Source organism: Pseudobacteriovorax antillogorgiicola (genome assembly GCF_900177345.1).
GTDB classification, from domain to species: domain Bacteria; phylum Bdellovibrionota_B; class Oligoflexia; order Oligoflexales; family Oligoflexaceae; genus Pseudobacteriovorax; species Pseudobacteriovorax antillogorgiicola.
The window spans coordinates 338,470-362,161 of record NZ_FWZT01000005.1 but is presented as its reverse complement, the minus strand read 5'-3'; the positions used below and the strand labels follow the sequence as shown (position 1 = coordinate 362,161).

General features: G+C 47.3%; 24 protein-coding genes. 10 read left to right on the top strand and 14 right to left on the bottom strand.

The window, feature by feature from the left end; genetic code table 11:
- A partial coding sequence (locus B9N89_RS32400; RefSeq protein ID WP_143478151.1) for an integrase core domain-containing protein occupies positions 1 to 308 on the top strand: 308 nt, incomplete at its 5' end.
- Between the two features lie 448 nt (positions 309 to 756).
- Here B9N89_RS32400 and B9N89_RS09345 read toward each other — a convergent pair.
- The 5 genes from B9N89_RS09345 to B9N89_RS09325 form a co-directional block, all read right to left on the bottom strand.
- Positions 757 to 1,251: a DUF2716 domain-containing protein gene (locus B9N89_RS09345; RefSeq protein ID WP_132317068.1), complete on the bottom strand. Its 495-nt coding sequence runs from the start codon at positions 1,249 to 1,251 to the stop codon at positions 757 to 759.
- Positions 1,252 to 1,436: 185 nt separating this feature from the next.
- The gene (gene groL / locus B9N89_RS09340) at positions 1,437 to 3,107 is read right to left on the bottom strand and encodes a chaperonin GroEL (RefSeq protein WP_132317070.1); all 1,671 of its coding nucleotides are present in this window, start codon (positions 3,105 to 3,107) and stop codon (positions 1,437 to 1,439) included.
- 37 nt (positions 3,108 to 3,144) lie between these two features.
- On the bottom strand, positions 3,145 to 3,432 hold the full coding sequence (gene groES / locus B9N89_RS09335) for a co-chaperone GroES (protein WP_132317071.1): 288 nt from the start codon (positions 3,430 to 3,432) through the stop codon (positions 3,145 to 3,147).
- A gap of 282 nt (positions 3,433 to 3,714) precedes the next feature.
- A complete protein-coding gene (locus tag B9N89_RS09330) occupies positions 3,715 to 4,533 on the bottom strand; it encodes a tetratricopeptide repeat protein (RefSeq protein ID WP_143478150.1) in 819 nt (272 codons plus the stop codon).
- 28 nt (positions 4,534 to 4,561) lie between these two features.
- Positions 4,562 to 5,068 carry a hypothetical protein gene (locus B9N89_RS09325; RefSeq protein ID WP_132317075.1) on the bottom strand — a complete coding sequence of 169 codons (507 nt, stop codon included), beginning with the start codon at positions 5,066 to 5,068 and terminating at the stop codon, positions 4,562 to 4,564.
- Between the two features lie 164 nt (positions 5,069 to 5,232).
- On the opposite strand from B9N89_RS09325, the gene B9N89_RS09320 reads away from it, so the two are divergent.
- Positions 5,233 to 6,987 (top strand): AMP-dependent synthetase/ligase, encoded by a 1,755-nt coding sequence (locus B9N89_RS09320; RefSeq protein WP_132317077.1) that lies wholly within the window; start codon positions 5,233 to 5,235, stop codon positions 6,985 to 6,987.
- An 85-nt stretch (positions 6,988 to 7,072) separates the two neighbouring features.
- Here the strand turns inward: B9N89_RS09320 and B9N89_RS09315 are convergent, their stop codons facing one another.
- Entirely contained in the window at positions 7,073 to 7,684 is a 612-nt protein-coding gene (locus B9N89_RS09315; protein ID WP_132317079.1) for a hypothetical protein, read from the bottom strand.
- A gap of 263 nt (positions 7,685 to 7,947) precedes the next feature.
- Here B9N89_RS09315 and B9N89_RS09310 point away from each other — a divergent pair, with 263 nt between their 5' ends.
- From B9N89_RS09310 to B9N89_RS09295, 4 genes are all read left to right on the top strand, one after another.
- Positions 7,948 to 9,204, top strand: coding sequence for a DM9 repeat-containing protein (locus B9N89_RS09310; protein ID WP_159455261.1), 1,257 nt, complete (start codon positions 7,948 to 7,950; stop codon positions 9,202 to 9,204).
- A 162-nt stretch (positions 9,205 to 9,366) separates the two neighbouring features.
- Positions 9,367 to 10,275, top strand: coding sequence for a hypothetical protein (locus B9N89_RS09305; RefSeq protein WP_132317083.1), 909 nt, complete (start codon positions 9,367 to 9,369; stop codon positions 10,273 to 10,275).
- A 160-nt stretch (positions 10,276 to 10,435) separates the two neighbouring features.
- Positions 10,436 to 10,918 carry a TlpA family protein disulfide reductase gene (locus tag B9N89_RS09300; protein WP_159455260.1) on the top strand — a complete coding sequence of 161 codons (483 nt, stop codon included), beginning with the start codon at positions 10,436 to 10,438 and terminating at the stop codon, positions 10,916 to 10,918.
- 4 nt (positions 10,919 to 10,922) lie between these two features.
- Positions 10,923 to 12,299 carry a monooxygenase gene (locus tag B9N89_RS09295; protein WP_132317087.1) on the top strand — a complete coding sequence of 459 codons (1,377 nt, stop codon included), beginning with the start codon at positions 10,923 to 10,925 and terminating at the stop codon, positions 12,297 to 12,299.
- A 53-nt stretch (positions 12,300 to 12,352) separates the two neighbouring features.
- Here the strand turns inward: B9N89_RS09295 and mvk are convergent, their stop codons facing one another.
- From mvk to fni, 5 genes are all read right to left on the bottom strand, one after another.
- Complete coding sequence (gene mvk, locus B9N89_RS09290) at positions 12,353 to 13,315, bottom strand: mevalonate kinase (protein ID WP_132317089.1); 963 nt, start codon at positions 13,313 to 13,315, stop codon at positions 12,353 to 12,355.
- Positions 13,316 to 14,362, bottom strand: a complete 1,047-nt coding sequence (gene mvaD, locus B9N89_RS09285; RefSeq protein ID WP_132317091.1) for a diphosphomevalonate decarboxylase — start codon at positions 14,360 to 14,362, stop codon at positions 13,316 to 13,318.
- Positions 14,346 to 15,290 (bottom strand): GHMP family kinase ATP-binding protein, encoded by a 945-nt coding sequence (locus tag B9N89_RS09280; protein ID WP_132317093.1) that lies wholly within the window; start codon positions 15,288 to 15,290, stop codon positions 14,346 to 14,348. Before B9N89_RS09280 ends, mvaD begins: the two co-directional genes overlap by 17 nt.
- A 26-nt stretch (positions 15,291 to 15,316) precedes the next feature.
- Positions 15,317 to 16,558, bottom strand: coding sequence for a hydroxymethylglutaryl-CoA reductase, degradative (locus B9N89_RS09275; protein WP_132317095.1), 1,242 nt, complete (start codon positions 16,556 to 16,558; stop codon positions 15,317 to 15,319).
- 150 nt (positions 16,559 to 16,708) lie between these two features.
- Complete coding sequence (fni, locus tag B9N89_RS09270; RefSeq protein ID WP_234996086.1) at positions 16,709 to 18,037, bottom strand: type 2 isopentenyl-diphosphate Delta-isomerase; 1,329 nt, start codon at positions 18,035 to 18,037, stop codon at positions 16,709 to 16,711.
- 158 nt (positions 18,038 to 18,195) lie between these two features.
- Here fni and B9N89_RS09265 point away from each other — a divergent pair, with 158 nt between their 5' ends.
- From B9N89_RS09265 to B9N89_RS09255, 3 genes are read left to right on the top strand one after another with little or no spacing between them, the layout of a single operon-like run.
- Positions 18,196 to 18,612 carry an acyl-CoA thioesterase gene (locus B9N89_RS09265; protein ID WP_159455259.1) on the top strand — a complete coding sequence of 139 codons (417 nt, stop codon included), beginning with the start codon at positions 18,196 to 18,198 and terminating at the stop codon, positions 18,610 to 18,612.
- A gap of 1 nt (position 18,613) precedes the next feature.
- Complete coding sequence (locus tag B9N89_RS09260) at positions 18,614 to 18,925, top strand: hypothetical protein (protein ID WP_132317101.1); 312 nt, start codon at positions 18,614 to 18,616, stop codon at positions 18,923 to 18,925.
- A complete protein-coding gene (locus B9N89_RS09255; RefSeq protein WP_132317103.1) occupies positions 18,922 to 19,737 on the top strand; it encodes an SDR family oxidoreductase in 816 nt (271 codons plus the stop codon). Before B9N89_RS09260 ends, B9N89_RS09255 begins: the two co-directional genes overlap by 4 nt.
- A gap of 13 nt (positions 19,738 to 19,750) precedes the next feature.
- On the opposite strand, the gene B9N89_RS09250 is transcribed toward B9N89_RS09255, so the two are convergent.
- Positions 19,751 to 20,974: a response regulator gene (locus B9N89_RS09250; RefSeq protein WP_132317105.1), complete on the bottom strand. Its 1,224-nt coding sequence runs from the start codon at positions 20,972 to 20,974 to the stop codon at positions 19,751 to 19,753.
- 341 nt (positions 20,975 to 21,315) lie between these two features.
- Here B9N89_RS09250 and B9N89_RS09245 point away from each other — a divergent pair, with 341 nt between their 5' ends.
- Positions 21,316 to 22,659: a GGDEF domain-containing protein gene (locus tag B9N89_RS09245; protein WP_132317107.1), complete on the top strand. Its 1,344-nt coding sequence runs from the start codon at positions 21,316 to 21,318 to the stop codon at positions 22,657 to 22,659.
- A 10-nt stretch (positions 22,660 to 22,669) separates the two neighbouring features.
- Here B9N89_RS09245 and B9N89_RS09240 read toward each other — a convergent pair whose 3' ends face one another.
- Both B9N89_RS09240 and B9N89_RS09235 read right to left on the bottom strand, forming a co-directional pair.
- Complete coding sequence (locus B9N89_RS09240) at positions 22,670 to 23,170, bottom strand: hypothetical protein (RefSeq protein ID WP_132317109.1); 501 nt, start codon at positions 23,168 to 23,170, stop codon at positions 22,670 to 22,672.
- 71 nt (positions 23,171 to 23,241) lie between these two features.
- Positions 23,242 to 23,688: a hypothetical protein gene (locus B9N89_RS09235; RefSeq protein ID WP_132317111.1), complete on the bottom strand. Its 447-nt coding sequence runs from the start codon at positions 23,686 to 23,688 to the stop codon at positions 23,242 to 23,244.
- Positions 23,689 to 23,692: the final 4 nt, after the last annotated feature.

Here is a 23,692-nt window from a genome sequence, read left to right as displayed (position 1 = left end):
CACTCAAATACCATCGCTACTTCAAAGCTTGGTATGAGAGCCCAGAAGATGCTAGTGAATGCTTGCAAAAGTTTTTTGGTTGGTACAACACTGAGCATCGACACATAAATCTTGGCTTGATGACGCCTGAAACTGTTCATCAAGGTAAGGATAAGTCTGTAGCTAAGAAGAGAGCTGAGGTTCTCAAGCAGGCTTTTGAAGCCTATCCAGAAAGGTTTCCAAAGTCCGGACCTAGACTGCCAGTACCCGCTGATTCTGTGGGTATAAATGTACCGGTGGTAAGGAAGTCTATACCCGTTTTGGGGTGATTGTTATACTAAACTTTCACCCTAATTGTCTCAAACACCCTGACATATTCCGAATTGACTCACCGTTAAAATCCCAATCTTTGTCCGATAGCCATCTGAATCCGTTGTAAGATAGCTTCTCTGGCCACCAACAAAACCAGCTTGACCTATTAGGTCCCAACCTGGTTGTGAAGCTAGCACTCAATGTTTCTATATCAGTCCAAGGAATAACGTTATCTTTGTTTTTCAATAACTTCTCACGGGCTGATGAATGGCTTCCTACTTTGAGGAATAGGGAAATAGTGGACCCCTCTTTGGGAGGAGTTTCTCCCCAAGGTAGTTTGAATGTCTTATTGGCTATGCTCTCAGAAATAAGCTCTTTATTTAGGCGGTTCTCAGAAAAGAAGCAATTTTCTTCTGTTGCAGTCTTATTCAGATATTTTTGCAATTTGGCTTCCTTTCCTTATTTTCAGTAGTCTAACCGGTCTTTGTATGATGAAGAGGAATTGCTGTGAGATCGAATGACCAACTCTTTGTCCAGTGTCTGCTGTTCAAGCCAATCGAGGCAGGCCTCACCGAAAAAGCAAATTGTCTGCTCCCAGGGATGGCCAAAATATCCATTTTTTAGATTCTTATCGATGATGATAGCATAGTCTCCATCAGGAAAGGAAACCTTCCAGGGGTCATCAAATTGGGCTTTCGCAGGAAAAAACTGGAAACATTCATGCTGCCAATCTAGTCCATATATCCAACCAGAATCAGTAGCTAAGATTTTCGCTAACTTCAGTAACTCTTCATTAGTAAAGCTTTGGAAAACATCCCAGCTATAGGTGACGGATTCTTGAGGCTCCACTATCCCAGGAAACTCCTCGACGGATGGATTAAATTTGAAGTCTGACTTAAACCTATTCCAAACCTGTTTATCTTCTTCATCACTCAATGGAACCCAAGCAGTATTACCCATATTACTTCCTTAAAAGATAAAAACCCGAACCACTAAAAGTGATCCGGGTTCCATTTTTCATTTTTGCCCGGAAATCTTTGACCGATTTCCGGAGATCCTTCGCAAAAAGGCTCAGGATGACATGTAGTGCGGATGTAACCCGACGAGATCCTTCACCTACTAGGTTCAGGATGACTTCGCGGTTCCTACATCATTCCACCCATGCCGCCCATGCCGCCCATACCACCCATGCCGCCCATGCCAGCAGCTGCAGCCGCAGCATTACCAGCAGCATTAGCAGGCTCAGGCATATCAGCGATCATAGCTTCAGTGGTAAGAAGCAGACTAGCAACAGAAGCTGCATTAGTTAGAGCAGTCTTAGTTACTTTAGTTGGGTCGATGACACCAGCTTTGTAAAGATCTTCGTATACTTCAGTTAGAGCGTTGAAGCCGAAGCCATCTTTTCCTTGCTTGATCTTATCAACAACAACAGCAGGCTCGATGCCAGCGTTGAATGCGATTTGACGAAGAGGTTCTTCGATAGCGCGACGGATGATCTGAACGCCGAACTTCTGCTCGCCTTCTGCTGTAACGCTGTCTAGAGCGTGCTGACAGCGAATAAGAGCAGTGCCACCGCCTGGTACGATGCCGTCTTCAACAGCAGCGCGTGTAGAGTTTAGAGCATCTTCAACGCGAGCTTTTTTCTCTTTCATTTCAACTTCAGTTGCAGCGCCAACTTTGATAACTGCTACACCACCAACAAGTTTCGCAAGGCGCTCTTGTAGTTTTTCACGGTCGTAGTCTGAAGTTGTGTTTTCGATTTCAGCGCGGATTTGGCCAACGCGAGCGTCGATGTTAGCTTTTTCGCCAGCACCGTCGACGATTGTTGTGTTGTCTTTAGTGATAGAAACACGCTTCGCTTCCCCTAGCTGATCGATTGTCATCGTCTCAAGCTTAAGACCTACGTCTTCGCTGATAACAGTACCGCCAGTTAGAGTTGCGATATCTTCTAGCATCGCCTTGCGACGGTCGCCGAAGCCAGGAGCTTTAACAGCAGCAACTTTTAGAGTTCCGCGGAGACGGTTTACAACAAGAGTTGCAAGCGCTTCGCCGTCAACATCTTCAGCGATGATAACGAACGGACGGTTTGTTTGAGCAACTTGCTCTAGAATAGGAAGCAGATCTTTCATGTTCGAGATTTTCTTCTCATGGATAAGAACGAAAGCCTCTTCTGCAACACATTCCATGCGCTCAGCGTCAGTTACGAAATATGGTGATAGGTAGCCACGATCGAATTGCATCCCTTCGGTGAACTCAAGAGTGGTTTCCATACCTTTAGCTTCGTCAACAGTGATAACACCGTCACGACCAACTTTGTCCATCGCTTCAGAAAGGATGTCGCCGATTTCTTTGTCGTTGTTTGCAGAGATAGTACCCACCTGAGAAACTTCTTCGCGAGTTTCAATTTGGCGAGATAGATTGTCTAGCTCAACAACAAGTGACTTAACAGCGAGGTCGATACCTTTTTTAAGTTCCATTGGGTTGTGAGCAGCAGCAACTAGCTTCGCACCTTCGCGGTAGATCGCCTGAGCAAGAACAGTTGCAGTTGTGGTTCCGTCACCAGCGTTGTCAGAAGTTTTAGAAGCAACTTCTTTAACCATCTGAGCGCCCATGTTTTCGAACTTGTCTTCTAGCTCGATTTCTTTGGCAACAGAAACACCGTCTTTTGTGATGTTAGGAGCACCGAAAGAACGGTCGATTACTACATTACGGCCTTTAGGGCCAAGAGTCACTTTTACAGCATTTGCTAGAGTGTCAACGCCTTTGAGAATCTTCTTGCGAGAATCTTCGCCGAAGTTAATAGATTTAGCAGTCATATATGAATCCTACTCTCATAATTGTTATAGTTTACGATTAAACAAGAACACCAAGGATGTCGTCTTCTCTAAGGATCAAGTGGTCGGAACCTTCCAACTTAACCTCAGAACCAGCGTACTTGCTGAAAAGAACCTTGTCGCCAACGTTCAAGTCGGGCTTTGCAACTTCACCGTTGTTCAAGACTTTGCCGTTGCCAACTGCAACAACTTCGCCTTCCATCGGTTTTTCTTTTGCGTTGTCTGGGATGATGATTCCACTGGCAGTCTTAGACTCTGCCTCGAGACGCTTAACAAGGATTCGATCCTGTAGTGGCCTAAGCTTCATAAAATGCCTCCAATAAACTTTAACAAAACTGAATTGCGTTACATACACTCAGTCGTAAATACGGTTTTACAGACTACTTACGCCATAAAATCTGAGTTTTTGGCCTTAAATAGAACTGTTGAAACGATCTCATTTCAACCAATTTCGGACACGGATGAAAATTAAGTATCCTTTTTTCCGTGTCAAGGGAAGGTGAAAAAAAATTTTGAAGTTTTTTGTCTGGAGTCGGAAAACCCACTGTCTTGCCAGGGCTGGCACCCCAACGAGTGTCTCTTGCTGGTTCTAGAGATTGACTGTGGTTTTTTTGTTGAGGTTCAGATCTTCTAAAATGTCGTAGTCGATTTTACTATGGAAATCACGGATCTCATTGATTAAATAGCGTCTGGCGCGGATGGATGATGTGTCTTCGTTAAAGTCGATCGTCACGGGAGGCCCTTTCTCTGGCGAAGGTACGATCACAAGTCGTAGCACTTCGTCGCTAGGGTTTTGCGAGTGCGCTAAAGAGATCTTTTTGAGCTGATCCCAATCGTAGCGGAAGCTTTTGAAACGAGTTTTGATCTCAATGCATGATGAAGTTACATTGACGGTCCTTAACGACTTGGCCCAGGTATAAATAATCCCAACCCAGGGAGAAATAACCAAAACCAGAAAGCACGTCATCACAGCAAGGGGAGATTTCATCATCTCCTGTTCGCTAGAGAAGCGAGTGAGCAAAAGAAAGCCAACGCAGCCTACTAGGCCAATCATTGATATGTTAACTAGTGATCGAGGATAGGCAATGAAGCGGCGGCCACCTCCAGGGAGGACATCGGTGAAGTAATAGTGCTCTCGGTCTTCCAATTGCACCTTTTGAAAGTACTCAATGGCGTCAATATCCTCGTTGTCGATTTCGAAGACCCGGCGCCAAACCTTCTCCTCATCTTCAAAGCGGCCTTCGTGAACGTAAAGGGCAGCGAGCAGTTTTAGAGCTTGCACATTATTAGGCCCGATAGCGAGGAGTTCTTCGAGGGACTCGTGGGCTTCGTCGACGTGGCCGTTTTCAATAAGTTTTTCGATGGCGTTTACGTGTCTCATACCGTAGGTATCGGCAGAGTTTCTCATTGCTTTAGAATTGTCCTAGGAAAATACCTCAGGGTTGTGCCTCAGTTCGGGCGTAGAAGGGCTGGAAGCCAAGGGTGCAATATTGGGGAGCTTTGTAGAAAGGCTCTTGCTGACAACGGGAAGGCTGGCATGGTTCAATCGCGTAGTACTCTAACAAATGAGAGTCTCCGTCCTGCCAGGCAGCGCAAACACGAATGATTTCATCGCCGAAGGCTATGACCAACTCATCGCAATAACAAGGACTTTTTATATCGAGAGACGTGTATTTCGGGTTTAAGTGGCTCCACGAGGTCCAGCGCCGACAAACTCCCGTAGTCAGCTTCTGGCAAGCCTGCTGGTTGCAAGTGCCGGGATTTGAACCTAGTAGCATTTGACTTCGCTGAAGGTCGTCTTCCTGATCCCATACGGCGCAGATTGCTTGGGAACCATCGGTAATCGTGCCACAAAAGCAGTTTTCCGTCAGGCCTTGTGGGGCCTTTGAGGTGGTAACGCAACCCGTGAGCAAGAGGCAAGATGCGAAAATGATTACTTTCATCTGCTTTCCATAGAATTTCTTTTGTTTTCGGCAGAAATACGGTTTACTTTAGGGCGTTTACAATATGTGAAATAAAGTTGCGAACGACAAAGTTCTTGTAGATTTGAACTCGAGGGGCCATAATCTGGCCTTTTCAGGGACAACTGTTTAATTGGGGGGATCAGATGTCAGAGGCGCGGTTTTTACCTCAGATATTTTTTGAACGGGCTCATCATCTAGCCAGGGAGCGGGCGTTTCATTACTGCCGGCCACGGGATCGCAAATGGGTGGACATGACCTGGAGAAAGTATCGCGAGGAGGTTTGTATCCTGGCGGGGTGGCTACGTTCAAAAGGGGTGAAAAAAGGCGATAAGATTGCGCTTCTATCTGGTAACAGACCTGAATGGTTGATCACTGACATGGCAATCATGAGCCTTGGAGCCGTGACGGTGCCTGTCTATGCAACCGCGTCTCAGAATGATGTTACCTACATCATGGAACACTCAGAATCGAGCTTCTTGATTGTCGATACCCTTGATCGGGCAGAGATGGTCAAGGAGTTGAATTTAGAAGGAGTTGTAACCTTTGATCGTGGTAGCAAACAACAGGCAGATGGATTTAAGTCTCCCATCACGGCTATGGCCGATATTCGCAAAGAAAAAAAACTCGCCATCGAAAACCCTATCGATCTAAAAGACGACGATGTGGCGACTATTATATATACGTCAGGTACCACGGGGCGGCCTAAAGGTGTTGTCCATTCTCACAAAAACTTTGCCGAAGGGGTCAAGCCTACTTACGATATTCTAAAGCGCGATGATGGCGAAGTAGATCGCTTCTTCTCGTTTCTTCCATTGAGCCACGTAGCAGAACGTATGTTGGTTGTTGTCGGTTCAATCGTGAGTGGATCAGAAGTCGCTTTCGCCCGATCCATTGACACTCTCGCTGAAGATCTGGTTCGCTGCCGACCGACAATTCTCCTTTGTGTTCCTCGTCTTTGGGAAAAAATCTACGAAAAAATTAACGCTGGCTTGCTTGTGGCGTCCCCAGTCAAACGGGCAATTTTTAGCCTAGCACGACGGCTTGGTGAAAGTCGTATCCAGGGTGATCATATTTTCGCCCGAAATGACCAAAAACTACCGGCTAAAATATCAGACATCCTGGTGGGCAAGAAATTGAGAACCAAGCTCGGTCTCGATCGTTGCCGTATGCTGGTTACAGGTGCTGCACCCACGAGGCCTGAGGTGATGCGCTTTTTTGGTTCTTTTGGAATGAGAATTCGAGAAGTCTATGGCCTTACAGAAAACCTTTGTTTAGGCGTGCTCAATGATTCTGAAGAAGTTGTGATCGGTAGCTGTGGCAAGCCATTTCCTGGTAACGAGATCAAGATTGCTGAAGATGATGAGATCTTGTTCCGCGCCCATTGGAACTTTGATGGCTACTACAAAAACCCTGAAGCCACTGCTGAAGTGTTGAAGGATGGTTGGTTCCATACTGGAGACCTAGGCAAGCTGGACAGCGATGGCCGTCTGAGAATCGTAGGCCGCAAGAAAGAGCTGCTCAAAACGTCTGGTGGCAAGTACGTCGCTCCTGTACCGATTGAGGATAGTATCAAGGCCGAGCCGTGTGTTGCGGAAGCCATGGTTGTTGGTGACGAGCGCAAGTACTGCGTGGCATTGATCTCTCTCAATGAAGAGGTTATCGCCGGGAAAGATCCTAGTGAGTATAAGGAAGCTTTGAAAAAGCACTTAGAATCTGTGAATAGCCCACTAGCAAGCTTCGAAACTGTCAAACGGGTGGGAGTCTTGAAGCAAGGGTTTTCTGTAGAAGATGGTAGCTTGACTCCAACTCTAAAAGTAAAACGAGCAGTTGTTGCTGATAAAAAAAGCAACTTTATTGAGAAGCTATATCACTCCGAAGATGCAGTCATCTTCGAATAGAGATCGAACAGAGGCTAAGGCTAGCTCTATGTTCTGAAAACGGATTCGAAAGGCTTCAGCAGCTTGGGTCTTTTGGGTTCCAATCCTATTTCTTTCTTTTCTTCTTGGGATCTAAAAGATCAAACTTGGTCATGAGCTTCACGTGAGTGCCAAGTTTATCCACAATTTCTATGGTATTGTTTTCAATGATAGGTTTGTGGGGCAAACTTTCAGGAATGATGTAGTATGTCGTAGCGCCAATCACAGTGTCTTCCCCAAGGATAAAGAACCGCTTGTTCCGTTCATTTAGTTGAATCCTTGCGAGGATTGCAACCTGAGACTCCGAAATTTCAAATGTTCGCATGGCTTCTGAAGCAAGGCTTCGGATGTCCTCACCCTGAACATCAATTTGCGGCACAGGGTTAGCCTTTTTCCAGAAGGCAAGGGTCTTAAGCTGGATATCTCCGAATTCACCGAGGTCTCGCATCACCTTCCTTCGTTCACTAAAATCTTTTTTCCTATCTTCTTTCAAAACAGCTAGGGCATAGAGAGAAGCTTGAAAGTAGTATTCATTAAGCCCCGAGCTATCATGATTGCCTGCTCGAAAATGAGTCAGCTCAATGGTGTGATCGAGGCTCTGGTAGTCGATCAAATCATCAAATGTTTGGCCAGTAAGGGATTGACTGACTAGCATGAGACAAGCCAGGATTTTTTTCATGTCTTCCTCCCAGAGGTGTGTTCGGTTGCTTTACTGAGCCTGATAAGAAAGAAACTGGGTAAAGATTGCTAGGTCATTTGCTAATTTCGAACAGTCAAACTTATTTACACCCGGATACCTCGTGGATGGTTCAAAAAATGAATATCCTTCAAGATCTCAGTTTTAAATTTGTAATATCAAGACTGTAAGGTTGAACTTAAGTCGCAAAACCTTGGTATTCCTTTTGCATTATTGGGACTACCAGAAGTTTTGAGGGGGGTCTTGTGAAGTTTCTGAACCTTGCGCTTGTCATTGGGTTGATTACTAGCTGCGCGCCATCACGGCAAGATATTCAGGCGATTGCCATTGGCGAAGAGAATGTTGAGGCATCTGATCAAATTCGCATTGCAGGCTTTCCAGATGGTTATAGCCGTGAAAGTTCGATCGAAATTGCAATTCTAGCCGATAACTTCACCCACTACAGATATAAAGTAACCAATAGCCTCACAAATCCGTGTTCCAATGAAACCGGGTACACGCCTGAAGCACCTGTTTCTGAAAGTGTGCTTGTGGACGTCAGTGAATTGGACGACGGCGAGGTATCTCTTTGCATTGTTGGAAAACGTGATGATGAATGGCAGGCGTTCAGCAATGCAACCATTGCAACTTGGACTAAGAAGGCGAATGGTCCTTTTCCAGTAGCGAGCTTTGCCTTTACCGAAGGGCAAAATGGAATTCGGGTGAATTGGACCGACGCTCTCGTTCGGGACGGTGTTGAATTTTTGCTGTTCAGAACGTCTGAGGGCCAGGAATCCGTGCTTTTACAAAGCGGCAAGCCTTATGAAGTCGGCGATATAGAAGGTGATCTGACCCTTGTTTATCGAGGTCTTGAGGCCACTTATACTGATTATAATGTTACAGAGGGTGAAACCTACCACTACTTTGTTTTTGTGGGTGATACCTTCTTAAACTATTCTGAGCCACTATCAGTTTCAATCCCGACTTTTGGTCAGCCTTATGCTTGGCTTCCGCAGGGTCTCGATGAATCTGCCTACGAGGCTGCGATTGCGGCCGGCTCTCAGCCAGGCGAAGCTCAGGATGAAGTTCTATACCTTTGTCGAGCCACCCTTGCAGTTAATAAAATTATTCCTGGTCAGTTGTTGCCCGGACCTACTGGGCTAAGCGATGGAACTTGCAATGTTACTGATAGCGTGGGTCCAGATGTGGTTAACGTATCTTCAACCCAGTATGAAGTCCTGATTCTCACTCGTCCATCGTTTGACGAATACTATATCTGGGAGTTGGCGAATTTTGTCGAGGGTGTTCAGCAACTCATTCCTCAAGGGGCGCTCGCTGCTGGTCGCGATGATATCCGGGTGATGTACATTTGCCGAGGTGCTTTTGGCAATCGGCCAAGACCTGGAAAAATTGGTGCTGACTATGGGCGTTGTAGCGCATCTGCCTTCGATGGGGCGACCTTTCAGATTCCCAACCTAGATGCATGGCAGGTTCTTGCCATCCGAGCGAGGCCAACGCTTTAAGCAACTTCATACCGTTCGTCATCAGAGGGGGATGAATCTCGCCTCGAATGACCCGTGGCTAGGGGCAATGGCTGGCTTTAACTATCTAAATATATATATTTAATAAGGTGGCATCGATTTCTCTTTGAGCTTGACCGAAAAGGTAGAATCAGGGGGGATTTTATGAAGTCATCTGCATTTCTTACATTTGTAAGTTTTATCTTGCTTGCGTGTCAGGACCCAAACTTTCAAGGGGAAGGGCAGGCACGTGTGGAAGGTGAGACTGAAGCCGTAGACACCGAACGAAGTGTGGTGATCGAAGACTTTCAGGTCACTGAACCTGTGCAGGTTGGAGGTGCATTTCTTTACTGCTACCACAATCAGGAATCTCCTCTTGCAGCAAGTGTCTCTTGTTCTCTAACTAACGATAGTGGTCCTGTAGAGATTCAAGGAGATGTGGACGTTACGTTTTCGACAATGGATGGTGACGGCCGGGTCCAGATGATTGAGGCACAAGAAAACGACTCGCGAAATATGTGGCAGATTGAAGTGGCTTCGGATCGCCAGCCAGACATGATTGCTATGACCCTGTCCCAAGGGCCGTGGCAGAAATCGTTTGCGACAGAATTTCCTAAAATTGCGATCCTAGAACTGGGAGCGTTTCGCTTGGGTGATAACGACTATGGCACTGAGTCAACAGTGGTGCAGCCAAACCCCTGCTTAAGCCTTGAAACGGGACACTCTCGTCGGAACTGGGGTGAAGTCCTAAGCATAGAACTGACGGTAAACGAGCCAAGCAAAGCGAATATCCAGGTTGTTGGTGCCTGTGGTACCGAGCTAGAAACTGGGGCAAGCTTGCAAATTTTCAATCAAAATGACGATCTGGTTGCTGGGTTTGCAATACTAAATGGCGACTCTGATTGGCTTTCTATTCCAGAGCTGGAAGCTGGTGTCTACCAAATTCGCTTCTCACCGAGGCAGAAATCACCGACAGACTTTGACGATTTTCTTGGAGCAAATCTTATAATTTCCGGTGCTGCGAAAAGCCTTCAAATTGCAGCTCCAGAATTCACACCGAATAGTTTCCAGTAACAATACATTTGGCTTAAACAGTAGCTCTGAATTATCTTCCTGAAACTAGAATTTGTTTAAGCTACTTATCGCAAATTTCTGCGTTTTTTAGATTGATTGCGGATGGGTCTTGTTAGTAGCTTCGGGTATAATGATAGCCAATAGACTCGGGAGACAACAGATGTTTCGTTTGCTTTTACTGCTTTGGGCGACTTCTGCATTTTCAAAAACCTTTCACTTACCTAAGGATTTTCAGCTGACCGACTTTTCGCAAAAAACTATGTCAGCAAAGGCGTTTCAGGATCAAGGGCTTTTACTTCACTTTTGGGCTCCATGGTGTCATAGCTGTTCTACGGTAGTCTGGGATCTTGACCCTATTCTAGACGCACACCAAAATGTTCGCTTTGTATCTATCAATATTGATGAGGATCCGAAAGCTGCGAAGGCCTATATCGAAAAACACAAGCTCTATGTTAAATACAAAGACTCGTTTTATAGCCGCGCCAGCGACAATCTTCTGAAGAGCCTTGGTGTCGAGTCAGTGCCTACCATTGTTATTGTCAGTAAGGACGGAAAGGTGATTCACAAAAGTGAATCCCACATTGATGCTCCAACAAGTTTGGCCATTCGGAAGGCCTTATCAAACCTAAAAGATCAGGGATGACATTATGAGACTCATTACGTTAAGTTTTGGACTAAGCCTCAGTAGTTTTTCTTTTGCAGGGATCAACTACTACGAGCACATTAAACCCATCGTTGAAAGTCGTTGCCAAACGTGCCACTCCGAAAAAGGGGTGTCGTTCTCGTTTGAAGATCCCAAGTTTACAATTAACTTTGGACCGGCAATGGTGAACGCTGTTTCTGAGCGGCGAATGCCTCCATGGTTGGCTGAGCCTGGCCACCGCGAGTATGAAGACAACTACTCGCTCAGCGATGAGCAGATTGCTTTGTTTAAGGGCTGGCAAAAGAATAGCTTTGCTGAGGGTGATCCTAAAACCCAAGGAAAAACCTCGGAAATGATCGCTCACCGAATCGAGCCTGATGTGACGCTATCTGTGAACGACGGCAAGGCCTATTTACCGATGCAGAATCGAAAGGACGACTACCGCTGTTTTATTATGGAGTGGCCGGAGAAAACAAAGTCCTTTATCACGGGCTTTCAGGGCCGGCCAGGCAATCGGAAGGTAGCTCATCACCTTGTTTTGTTTAGCGCGACTCCTGAAATTGTTCCTCATTTAAAAGACTTTGAGGCTGCTGAAGAAAGACCAGGCTATCAGTGTTTTGGAGGAGGGGTCCCCGATCGCTTAGGTGATCCAAAAGTTGCTAAGGCTTTAGAGGACAAGGAGCCAGGAATCGTTCAGAAAATCAATGATAACGTCCATTGGGTTGCACATTGGGCACCAGGTGTAGGTGGATATAATTTTCCGAAAGACACCGGCATACCCGTGGACCCCGGTAGTGTGATGATTGTGCAGATGCACTATTTCTCTGCCTTTGCTCCGGGTGAGTCAGATGAAGGTTCATTGATGGATTTTAAAGTAGCGGACAGGGTTAAGAAGCCAGGATTAAACCTTCCTCTAACCAATCAGGATTGGTTACTAGCTAAAAAAAACAAGTCGATGGTGATCCCTGCCGGCCAGGAAGCGACATATCGAGTTAGTGTGAGTTTTGATCAGTTTGCTCAAAGAGCAGCATCTTATCTAAAGGTGAAGCCTGAGCAAATCGAGTCATTGGAATTGCATTCCGCGAATATCCACATGCACGCCATTGGTAAGTCTGGTCGGGTCTACGTGGAGGACAAATGGGGCCGCATGGATACACTGTTGAGTATTCCTCGTTGGGATCTCAATTGGCAGCGAGACTTCACATTCAAAGAAGCGATATCTATCAGTCACAAGCAAGCTAAAGGTAAGAATCTAGTGATTGAGTGCACCTTCCTCAATCCGAAAGAAGAGACGGTATTTGGCGGATTTGGGAGCGATGATGAGATGTGCTTCAACTTTTCTTATTTCGTGATCAATCTAAAGGATCAGCTAGCTCACTGATAACTAGCTATCAAGAAAATCCCGGCAGTTACGAAAGCCGGGACTTAATTTCGCTAGATTGATATATGAAACACGGGATAATCAGAAAAGGTCTCCTGGATCGCACGGTATTGCTGATCCCAGTTCTCTGGATTCAGCAGACATAGAATCGTTCCCCCGCCTCCGGCGCCGGTCGTCTTCGCTGCGAGTACACCAGACTCGTGACAAGCTTGAAGCATACTATCGATTGAATCGGGCACGACTCCTGCCTCTCTTAAAAGGGAGCCTGATTCGTTCATGGCCTCAGCCACGGCTCCATAATTACCAGCTGGAAGGGCGCTTTTAACCAGCTTAGCGGCGAGATCGAAACGCTCAATTCTCTGATCTCCTTCTGGGGCAGAGAAAAAAGGCTGCGCCAAGCGAATCATGGCCATGGTAGAGGCTCGAATCTTGCTGTCAATCAAGGCAAAGTGCCACGGGTGTTGGTGGGCATCTGCGATCCCTTGAATGGGGTCTCCTTTCGCGAAGTAAACACACTCTTCATAGGCGACCACCGCAGTGTCTAGGCCCGAAGGGTTACCGTGAAAACGAGCCTCAAGCTGGTTGCCTAGGGAAGCTAACTCATCGCGGCTTAAGTCGAGGTCTGTGGAGTTGCAAATAGATTTTAAAGTTGCGATGCAAAGGGTTGCGGAAGACCCTAAGCCGGCTCCAATTGGGAGACTGGAAACCCCTTTCATAACCAGTGAGAAGCGATCCTGGTGCAACAAGTCTAGAGCTTCAGGAATCACTCCAGAGACGCGCTCGGACACCTCTTTGCCCCCTAATTTGAGCAAGAACTGATGGTTTTCAGATGAATCTCGTTGGGGAATGAGTTCTAAGTTCATGCGCATTTGTTTGAGAGGCATAGCTACCGCATGAGATCCATAGACAACAGCATGCTCGCCAACGATGATAGCTTTGCCACAGGCTGAGGCCTTGGCTGCGGATGGGTTGGATTTATTGCAAAGGCCTACCTTGAGGCTATCTTTTTCACTCACCTAAACTTCCTCAACAGTTAGGACAGGGCCAGCACCCATGTGATCACTTAGAATACGACTTGAGTCTACGGTCTCTTGCAGCAGTTGCATCACTCGTTCGTGGAGATGATTTTCGTAGATCAGGTGAACATTAGGGCCAGCGTCAAGAGTAAAGTAAACATCCAGGTCTAGGGCCGTGCGCCTTTCCCGAAGCCAAGCAAGAAACTTGCCAGTCTCGGCTCCAAAGTAGTGGACAGAAGGTGTGGCACTCATGATGACCCCATGCATCTCAAGAGTTTCCTGCTCGATGAGCGGACCAAGAAATTTCATGTTCTTATCTTCAATCGCCTGCAGCATAGCATCCCGTCGGCTATTTAAGCTTGCCAGCCTTGGGGCAAAGAGTGGGCTGGTCCAGGCACTGCGGTGGGCTTCTGTGGAACCTACCGACTTTTCGGCATCAGAGAACAAAACTACGGAATCCATAAGAGGCCAGTGACTTTCGTCGAAGGCTTGGTTTACAGTTTGCTCCTTTTCACAAGAACCGCGGTGCCAGTGAACGACCCCTCCGTAAAGGCTACGACAAGCACTGCCGGAGCCAATTCTTGCCCACTGAATCAAACGATCCATGGAAAAGCCTTTGCTAGCCAATACTTCCAACGAAGGGCTTGCAGTCCAGGCAGCGACTGCTGCAAGGGTTAGAGCGCCGAGGCCGCTCGCGCTGCTCGCGATTCCACAGCCAGTGGGGAAACTATTGCTTGATTCGATAATCAGCTTCTCTCTGGTCTGAAGTTGTTCTGCCAGGTAGTCGAGGTGCTTGAAGATCTTCTGGCCTACCTTATCCTCACGAAATACCTCTTGGTCATTCAATCGAACTTGATGTTCCGGAATCTCGCTGACTTGGGCTTTGGTTTTTGTATGAAGGTCAGACAGAGTCATAGACAAAGAGTCATTAGCTGGCCATTGCAAGGCTTCATCGCTTTTTCCCCAGTACTTGAGAAAGGCGATGTTACTTGGAACTACGGCCACGTACGGCTGAAAATATTCTAAGGTTTTATTCTGCTTGGTCATGGAAAGTCATTCCCTTTGCGCTGATTTCAGTGTCAAGTGCTTGCCAGTTAAAAATGGACAGGCAGTGACGGGCTTCGTCCAGGTCGGAGGTATCTCCGATCAGTAATATAGAGTCCTCGCCACCAGCGCCGGTTGTTTTGAATGTCCAGCTTTGATCGAAGCCTTTGAGCTCTTGCAAGGCTCGGAGTAGGTGAAGAGGGAAGTTTGGATTGTCTTCAAAAATCTCACGATGGGCTTTGACCGACTGGATAAGCTCGGGAAGCTTGACACTAGCTTGGCTAAAACCGATGAAATTTTGTATAAGCTGCTCTGAACGCTGTGTGAGAGAAAGCATGCGCCGCCGCTCACGAAGCCATTTGCGGGTCGACCCGGCGACCAAACCCGTAGGAGCGCCTTTGCCCCCTCGAAAGATGTGAATATAGGGTATCAACGAGCGCAATTTATGATCTTCAACACGGCCTGGCCAACAGCTATAGTCGGGATAGAAGGCGACAAGACCCCCTTGGACCTGTGTGACAAAATCGTAGCCTGATGCGAAGCCCTGCTCTTGCCGTTGCTGATCCCAGCAAAGACGGGCCAAATCCCAAGGCTGTTCCTGGCGGCCAGTTAGTGCTGCCATCGCAGCAAGGCTCGCCAGTCGCACCGCAGATGAGCTACCCAGCCCATCCGATACTTGAATGTCAGATGCAATAGTGATCTCAAGTGGTGGCAGTGACCATTCTTTACAGGCCCAGCGTACTGTATCAAGCAGCGGATTGTTGGGCTCCTTAGAAAGCGCTTCGTCTAGAATGAGGGGCTCGCTCCAGATATCCGAACGAATCACAGTCTTATGAAAGTCCGAAAGCCGTGCGGTACAACGTAGCTCTTTCTTGACAGCCAGTGAGAGAGATGGAGACCCTTCAAGAACCGCATATTCACCTGCTAACATGACTTTTCCAGGAACCGAAACCGTGATCAATGCTTCGTCACTCCCTCGGTTTTCGTCAGCTTTAGATTACCTTGATGAAGACTCATATGGCCCTTTTGGATTCCCTCAGAAGCTAGAGCACGCAACGCTGACAAGTTTTGAGCCAGGCCAACAGAACACATGATCTCTGCTAGGCCTTGGCTTGATGGGCGGCCTAAAATCTGAAGCGAGGCTTGGGCTGTAGGATGAAGCTTGGTCACCCCACCGACGGTTCCGACAGCAATAGGCAACTCGATGGAACCTTCTAGGTCCCCCGTTTCGTTCTTCCACCACTTTGTCATGGGTTCGTAGACCCCGTTTCGGCAGCAGTAGGCATGAGCCCCTGCTTCCACCGCGCGCCAGTCGTTGCCAGTAGCGATCACAACAGGGTCGATTCCATTCATCACTCCCTTATTGTGGGTGGTGGCGCGGTAGACGTCATGGGCTGCAAAAAGGTAGGCTGCTTCGATGCGTTCGACCACCTCCTCACCAGTGTAATCTTTATTGTGAAACGCACCTTTTGGCACAAGGCAGTGAGCCCGAGCTAGGCGCTTATCTGTAAGATTTGTCAGAATCCGTAGCCCGATCTCGCAGGGGATCACTTTTGCAATGTATCCCGCAAGGCGCTCACACATCGTATTGATCATGTTTGCACCCATAGCGTCGCGAGTATCGACATCGAGAAAGAACGTCAGCGAGTTGATCGCCGAAGTATAGCGCCATGAAATATTGCACGCCCCACCGCCTCGGGCTAGAAGGCGGTCCTGGCCGAGATTCGCATATTCAAGCATGTCTTGCTTGAGGGGCGAAAAGATCTTATCGAAATCGTCAAAGGCCTTGGGATAAACCTGGATTTGTCCGGTGCCGATGGGAGCTGTGGACGAGGTTCTAAAGCCGCCACCTGCCCTTGCGAGTTTTGCTCCGTGGCTAGCTGCGGCAACAACGCTAGTTTCTTCCACAGCCATGGGGACAAGAATATCCTGGCCGTTAATCTTAAAATTCGTGGCGACCCCAAGTGGGAGCGACAGAGTTCCTACTGCATTTTCAATAAATACATCAGTTAGTTCTGGAGTCAGAGCGCCAAACTCTCCTAAAGCATCCGTCTGTCTATCCTCTAAACCACCGAAAGAACCGGCTATTTTGCGCCTCTCGCCGATAGGAAGCTGGTAAAATCCGGGTAGGCGGGACGATTGGTCCATCGCAGGGGGAGCGTACTGCTTTTTGAATGTTGGGTTGATCTCCTGATCCATGGTCTACTCCGTTCATTCCTTTGCCGTTAGAGGGGTGCTCGAAAAAGATGCCCCAGATTCTCCGATAGTTCAAGAGATCTTAAACTACTCATTCCTTAAAATCTGATAAGTCCATACCGAGGAGGTTTCGCTGCTAAGGCCCTTTGACCTCTAATAAAAGCTTTTTGACTGAACGATGTCGTCAAAGTTCTTCTCCATGGGGTGACTCAAACAAATATGCTGTTCAAGATCTCGTAAACTGCGGCTGCCGGTCGCTATCATAGCAACCTTCAAACCCCGTACAATCGTCGCTAGGGTATCTCGGGTCTCTTGCTCTCCTTGAAGTGCAGCTCGAAGGAGAGGTAAGCCGATTCCAACCAGGTCGGCTCCGAGAGCGATCGCCTTGGCGACTGTAAGTCCGTTGCGCACGCCACCAGTCGCTATGAGAGGTAGCTGGGGAGCTAAGGCTCGAACCCCCACCAAACTGTAGGCTGTTGGAATGCCCCAGTTGCGGAATGTCTCAGCTAACTCCATGGTTTCCGAAGAGCTGCTCCTTAGACCTTCTATATATCCCCAAGATGTGCCGCCGCGGCCCCCAACATCGATCGCAGCGATGCCAGTTTCCAAAAGTTTTTGTGCCGTATTGGACGAGATGCCTGAACCAACCTCTTTGATGACAATAGGAGTCGATAGGGACTGACACACGGTTTCTAAACGCTTTAGAATGTCAGTAAAATCCCGATCTCCTTCCATCTGAATGGCTTCTTGTAAAACGTTAACATGGATGGCGAGAGCGTCAGCCGAAACCATATCCACTGCCCGGCGACAAAGGTCCAAGTAGTTATCTTGTTTTAGCTGAGCAAAGCCAAGGTTACCGATAACAAATAAATTTGGAGCATATTTTTTTACATCGAATATAGGAGCATATTCGGGATTATCCAAAGCCACTCGCTGGGAACCGACTCCCATGGGAATATTGTAGGCCTCCGCTGCAAGAGCTAGGCGACGATTGATCTCAGTACCCTTGTCGACCCCGCCCGTCATCCCTGTGATGAGAATAGGGTAGTCAAAACAGGTTCCTAGAAAGCTTTGTTCGGTGTTAAGGTCGTCAAAGCTTAGCTCGGGCAGTGCTTCGGGGATGAATTGGACTCGCTGAAACCCTGTGAATCGATCGGAGGCCTCGACATCTTGGTCGCGACAGATTTCGATGTGTTGGTCCTTGCGGACTTGACCAAGGAGATCGTGGAGCTGTTGCTCTGAATCTGCGCCGTGGATCATGAGGCGGAAAGTGCGGGGGCTTGCGAGGCGACTTTGCCCACTAAATACAAAGCTTTGGCTTTTCCCTACCATAACGCGGATCTCATTGGGGCCAGAGCTTGCTTGAGATGCTTCGAATATGTCGAGAGTGAGGTGTTGGCGGCTGATCTCCGTAACAAATCCAGTTTGACCCTGGTCTGAAATCCAAGGAAGTGGCGGGGATAATTTGATGCTGTCGGTCATCGAAGTCACGGACAAACCTCTTTAAAAGCAACGAATGAAAAAGAAACGCTTTTTTAGCACGGAGCGTCATAATAGTAAATGCTCCTTTATGCTTCGATCTGGACAAATCCCCGTTGAAAAGCCAAGATAGCGACGAGCATTCGTTAGGGGGTAAAGACTTGAAAACATACCGCTATCCGGTCGAGGTACGATTCCGCGACACCGATAACTTGGGACATATCAATAATGCAGTCTATTTGACTTATTCTGAGAACTGCCGCACACGCTTTTGTCAGGATGTGCTTGGTATCTCGATTTTTGGCGATGGAGAGAGAATTCCCCTGATACTGGCACGGGTTGAAATCGACTTCCTCGCCCAAGGGTTTCTCCATCATAACATCTATGTAGACTGTCACGTATCGCGCATTGGTACAAAAAGTTTCAATCAAGTTTACGAAATTAAGACTGAAAACGAGATTTTAGCACGCAGCACAGCAGTTCTCGTCTGGTACGACTTTGATCAAGACAAGAGCGTGCCGCTACCGGATGAAACGAAAGAAGCACTGAAGGCTTATATGTTCGGGGGAGATAGTTGAAATGGAGCGAGTCTGGATCATCGCTGGAATCATGTCATCGCAACCCTTAGCGGCGGCCAACGTCGATGTTGTTGAGGAACGAGCCCATCGTGAGACGAGGCGCTTTTGCTCTGAAGAGTCACAACATGTGGCAGTGAAAGCTTGCCAAACATGGCTTGCAGCCCAAAAAAAGAACCTTGGTACACGTCTTTTGACAGCATACTGTAGCCATGAAGCAGTTCGTGATAAGGCTTATGGCTGCACCTTTCGGAGTGTGGGGCAGTTAAAATACGTTTTGAAAACCTATCGCATTGAAATGAAGGATGGCCCGTGAAGCGTATTCTAGTTGCTGGACCAGGCTATGTGGGGCTTCCCTTAGCCGATGCACTTGCCAAGGACCATCATGTGATTGGCTTGCAAAGGAGTTCGTTGTCCCATGAGGGAATGGAGTCTATAAGCTGTGATTTAGCGAAAGGCATCCCGCAAAATCTGCCTGCTTGTGACGAAGTCTATTTTTGTCTAGCTCCGAAATCAAGAGATCTGTCTCGGTATAGAAGCACCTATTTCGATGGAGTTAAGAATCTGATCAAAGGTTTGCCTCAGGTTCCGCAGAAGCTGTTTTTTATTTCATCCACCTCGGTTTATGGGCAGAAGGATGGTGAGCTGGTTGATGAAACCATGGCCGTGCCAGAATTGGCGAGTCCCTATGGTAGGATCTTGCTTGAGGCAGAGCAGTGGGTCTTGGACCATGTGGAGAAGGGATTTGTGATCCGCTTTGGAGGGATCTACGGCCCAGGCCGGACACGTATGGTACATCGCTTCAAATCCGGTGAGGAAAAGCTCACTAAAAAGCCAATTTTTACCAATCGTATCCATCGATCCGATTGTGTGAGAGCATTGCTGCATCTAAGGCAAGACCAGCTTGCTCCTGGAATATACAATGGTGTCGATTCTGAGCCAGCTGATAAGAACCAAATGATTCGTTGGGCTTGTGATCAATGGCAGATTCCGCTACCAGACAAAAGCGAGGAAGACCTACCCCAAAATAAACGCGTGTCGAACGGCAAGCTGTTGAACTCTGGCTTTTCCTTCCTTTATCCAAGTTTCCGAGAGGGTTACAGTGAATTGATCCAGGATGAGGGCTGAAGACGAATTGATATCAGGCAGAACGCTGCTGCTTCTGAGAATCGGAATAGCGTTCCCAATGAGATTTCAAGCTTGCAGCAAGGACCTTCGGATCGAAAGGTTTATGGATGACAGCCATCGCCCCAAGGTCCATCAGGAGCTTTCGATCCTCTTCGGAGTTCTTTCCAGTTAGAAAAATAACTGGGATATCAAGCTTCATCTTGGTTCTTAGTTCCTTCATGAATTCTGGCCCATCTTTGTCGGGTAAAATATAGTCAAGTAAAATCAGTTCTGGATCAGATTCCTGGACTTTTTCAAATCCCTCTGCGGCTGTGAATGCCTGGGCGAACGATGTTAGGTTTAAACCTTTTACCGAAGCTTTTATCAAGGATTGAATCAGTCGATCGTCATCGACGCAAAGGAGGCGCTTCAGGGGAACTATTTGCGTGACCGGGCTTGAGCTTGGTTGCATCTCAGACGATTCTGCTGGGGCTGACCCTGCTGAAGGAATATCTTCGGTTAGTGCGGAGAAAATTTTGCGGATATTAGAAAAATAGTCGATATCCTTTTTTACCAGATAGTCAGGAAAGCCAGCCTTTTCCCGAGTTAGATCATCGTTTGATGTAACCAAGATGACCTTGATATAAGGGTTATGGCATTTGACGATTTTTAAAATCTTTGTAAGCTCAAGGCCGCTGATCAGATCGAGATAGGCATCACAAAGTATCACATCAAATCGCTCTTGTAGAACGCGGCCGAGGGCTTCGTAACCATTCTTTACAGTGGATAGCTCCACATTTTTCCCTTCGAGAATCTGGCGATAGCGCTTGGTGAAACTTTTGGTCTTTTGTACCACAAGAAAGCGTTGCTTCAGATTGCTGGCGGTTAAGCTTGACAAGCGCCGTTTGAAATCATCGATATCGGGTTCTGATTCACTTTGCGTCACATCGTTGAAGTCGCGGAGTAGATCGATGAATTTTAAGAGAAAGTCGCTTTGCGACTTTGAAATGCCCTGGTGGATCTGGCTGAGGTAGTCTTCGAAAATATGGCAAACGGTGCTTATAAAGCCCAGCCCCAGAGCACCCGCACTGCCCTTGATACTATGAACTTTCGCATAGGCGGCGCGCACTGTAGCATCGGAGTTGCCTTCGCTTAGATTCAGAATCTCTTGCTCTAGAAAATCCAGATCATCTTCGAAATTGCTGAAAAATTCCCCGATCAGATTATTAATATGATCGTCTATCTCGTAATCAGCCATATCAAACTTGTCTTCCGTTAACCCGCAGCCTTTATTATCGGTGCTTACTATTAAAAGTCTCGGTCATAATTCAAATAGTTTACAATCGTAAGAATTCTAATTGAGGGGCTGATATCGCCTCAATTACCTTAGACTTTTTAATTTTCTCATTTTTGTTGTCGAATTTTGTAAGATTTACCAGGGGTAATAAGCTGTATTAGTTGAACGAATTCAGTGATCTAAAAAAAACTTCCGCTTCGCTAAAGTTTTGAGGGGCAATCTGCCGCTAACGTTTGGTTTTCCAAAAAGCGGAAGGCCTTGAGGATAGCAAACGTGACACAGACTATTTTGAGGATAGGGCCATGAAAAAAAAGGTGATGACAAGCCAACCACATATTTATCAGCTCTACGGAGCGGCGGTATTGATACTTATTATTGTACTCATATATCCCCAGCTAAATGAGTATATCTTTATCAGCCAAGGATTTACTCACTTTCTAGCAATGATTCCGTATATGAGCTTTATCCTGGTTGCTTGGTTAGGGTTGAAGTTGAACCAGACAAGAATCTTATTCACCGCGATCCTGATGTTCGCCTCTTATTTGACTCTTCAACATATTCACTCTGGGGAACTAAATTTGAAGGACCCCGAAGCAACCATGTTTATCAAGGCGATCGCTCTAGGTTTACCCATAAGCGGTTTTATCGCAATGGTTCAAAGGGAAACTCGACTCAAGAGTTGGCGCACACTTGGAAGGGCATTAACTATCTTGAGTCCATGGGTATTGATGGGCTTGTTGCTCGAATATCAACCCAGCTGGCTTTCAGTATTGCTCACGGTTCCAGACCTGGATATTGCTTGGATGAAAGTTCCGCAACTCACTTTTCTTACTTTCATGATCTTCCTGTCGACGCCCTTCTTCATCAAGGATAAAAAGATCTCATTTTATGTGGTGGGTTTTTCGGTATCAGTATTCTGCTCCTTGCTCGCCTTTAATGCGGGGCTGACCACTGACAACAGTGGAGACAAGCTAGCACACACGACGCTGAGCTTTGTGATGGGTGCTATTGTCCTTCTTGAGTCCATGGTTCGCCTAAACTGGCAACGAGTCTACCTTGATGAGCTAACTGGGATTCCAAATCGTCGTGCTTTAGATGAGTATCTCTATACACTGGAGGGTGAGTATTCTATAGCAATGATGGATATCGATCGCTTCAAGAAGTTCAACGATAGCTATGGGCATGACGAAGGCGATAATGCTCTCCGCCTAGTGGCAAAAACATTAGAGCGCAGTGGTGCACGGGTCTATCGCTATGGTGGCGAGGAGTTTTGTGCAGTTTTTGAAGGGGTAGATTGCGAAGACAGCTTTATGTTTGCTAACAAGATGCGCAGGCTGGTTGAGGCCCAAGACTTCTACCTCAGATCTTCGGTGCCACCTGTGAGTCGACCCATCAAATGGCGTCGCATGGTTGAACGAAAGATTAAGAAGGAGCCAGGTCCTGAGCTAGTCACTGAATCCCGCGACCCGCTCACCATCACCATTAGTATCGGCCTGTCGTCACCGACCGAAGAAAGTATGAGTCCCTTTGATGTGATCAAGGTTTCGGACGGCCTGCTCTACGAAGCCAAGAGGCGTGGTCGCAACTGTGTCGTCATTCCTGAAGCTACCGACCAGGACGAGAGTGTTCAGGTGCTGGTCATCTGAAATGGGTCGATCAAGGATTGTCGAGCTCTTCTGCTGTGTCATCGCTTAGCACTGGATTGATGGTGACATCAGAAGCGGGACAGATTTTAAGGGTTATGACATTCATCCCTCCCAGGAGCTTGTACTGGGATTCGTTACCGCAGCCAGTAGAACCATAGGGGCCAGCTCGGCCAGCAGCTTGCACTTCTACCTTGATGCGATAATTTTCCTGAGCTTTGAAGCTCATCTGGTCTAGCTGAGAGAGGGGGCCAGCGAAGCCAGAGCCGCGACCCTCTTCCATGGGGCTGACATCGATGGTCACATCGTCCGGACTAAAGGCGTTTCCTGGGACCAAAGTTATCTTCAAGCTGGCCTGAGGTTCCGGTAGAGGTTCCAAAGTTGGCAAACCGACGTTGGCATTGGGAATATCATTGGAGCTACTGGGCTGGACTTCGATGTTACTACGTCCAGACTTGCAGCTACAAAAGGCTAGAATGATAAATGCTGATAGGGTCCGATGTGTGTACCTCACGGTCGCTCCTTGATCTGAGTCGGCCTAATATCGGGTGTTTTGGCGAAAAACTTTAGATTTTTTCGAAAAATCTATTTTTTGGTTTTCTTGTTGCCTACTTGTGGCGTTATGGGGGCATTGATTTGCTTGCCATCCACGGGTGGGCACTGGTCATCAAGAAGCTTAATAAGGGCTAAGGCACTGTCTCCATCGCGACTTTTCAGTGTATCGGCGGCGTGGAGAAGTATGACAGACTTACCCCGAAGGCTGGCAGAATACTTGAGAGAGGGTCGAAAAGGGCGAAACACCATCGCGGTGCTCATATCTGATTGTATAGCTTCCTGGAACCAACCCTCAGCCTCTTTGTTGTCGGCAAGCTGTATGGAGCACATATTTTCTGAGGGGGGCGGGGTGGCAGATGATTTCTCTCCGACCACGCGCACGAGGTTTAAACTACCTTTCTTCGCACTATCGTCATCCGCATGGAGAGTTCGACATGACGTTAGGGTGATCCACAAGATTGTAATTCCAAGTCTCATTTAG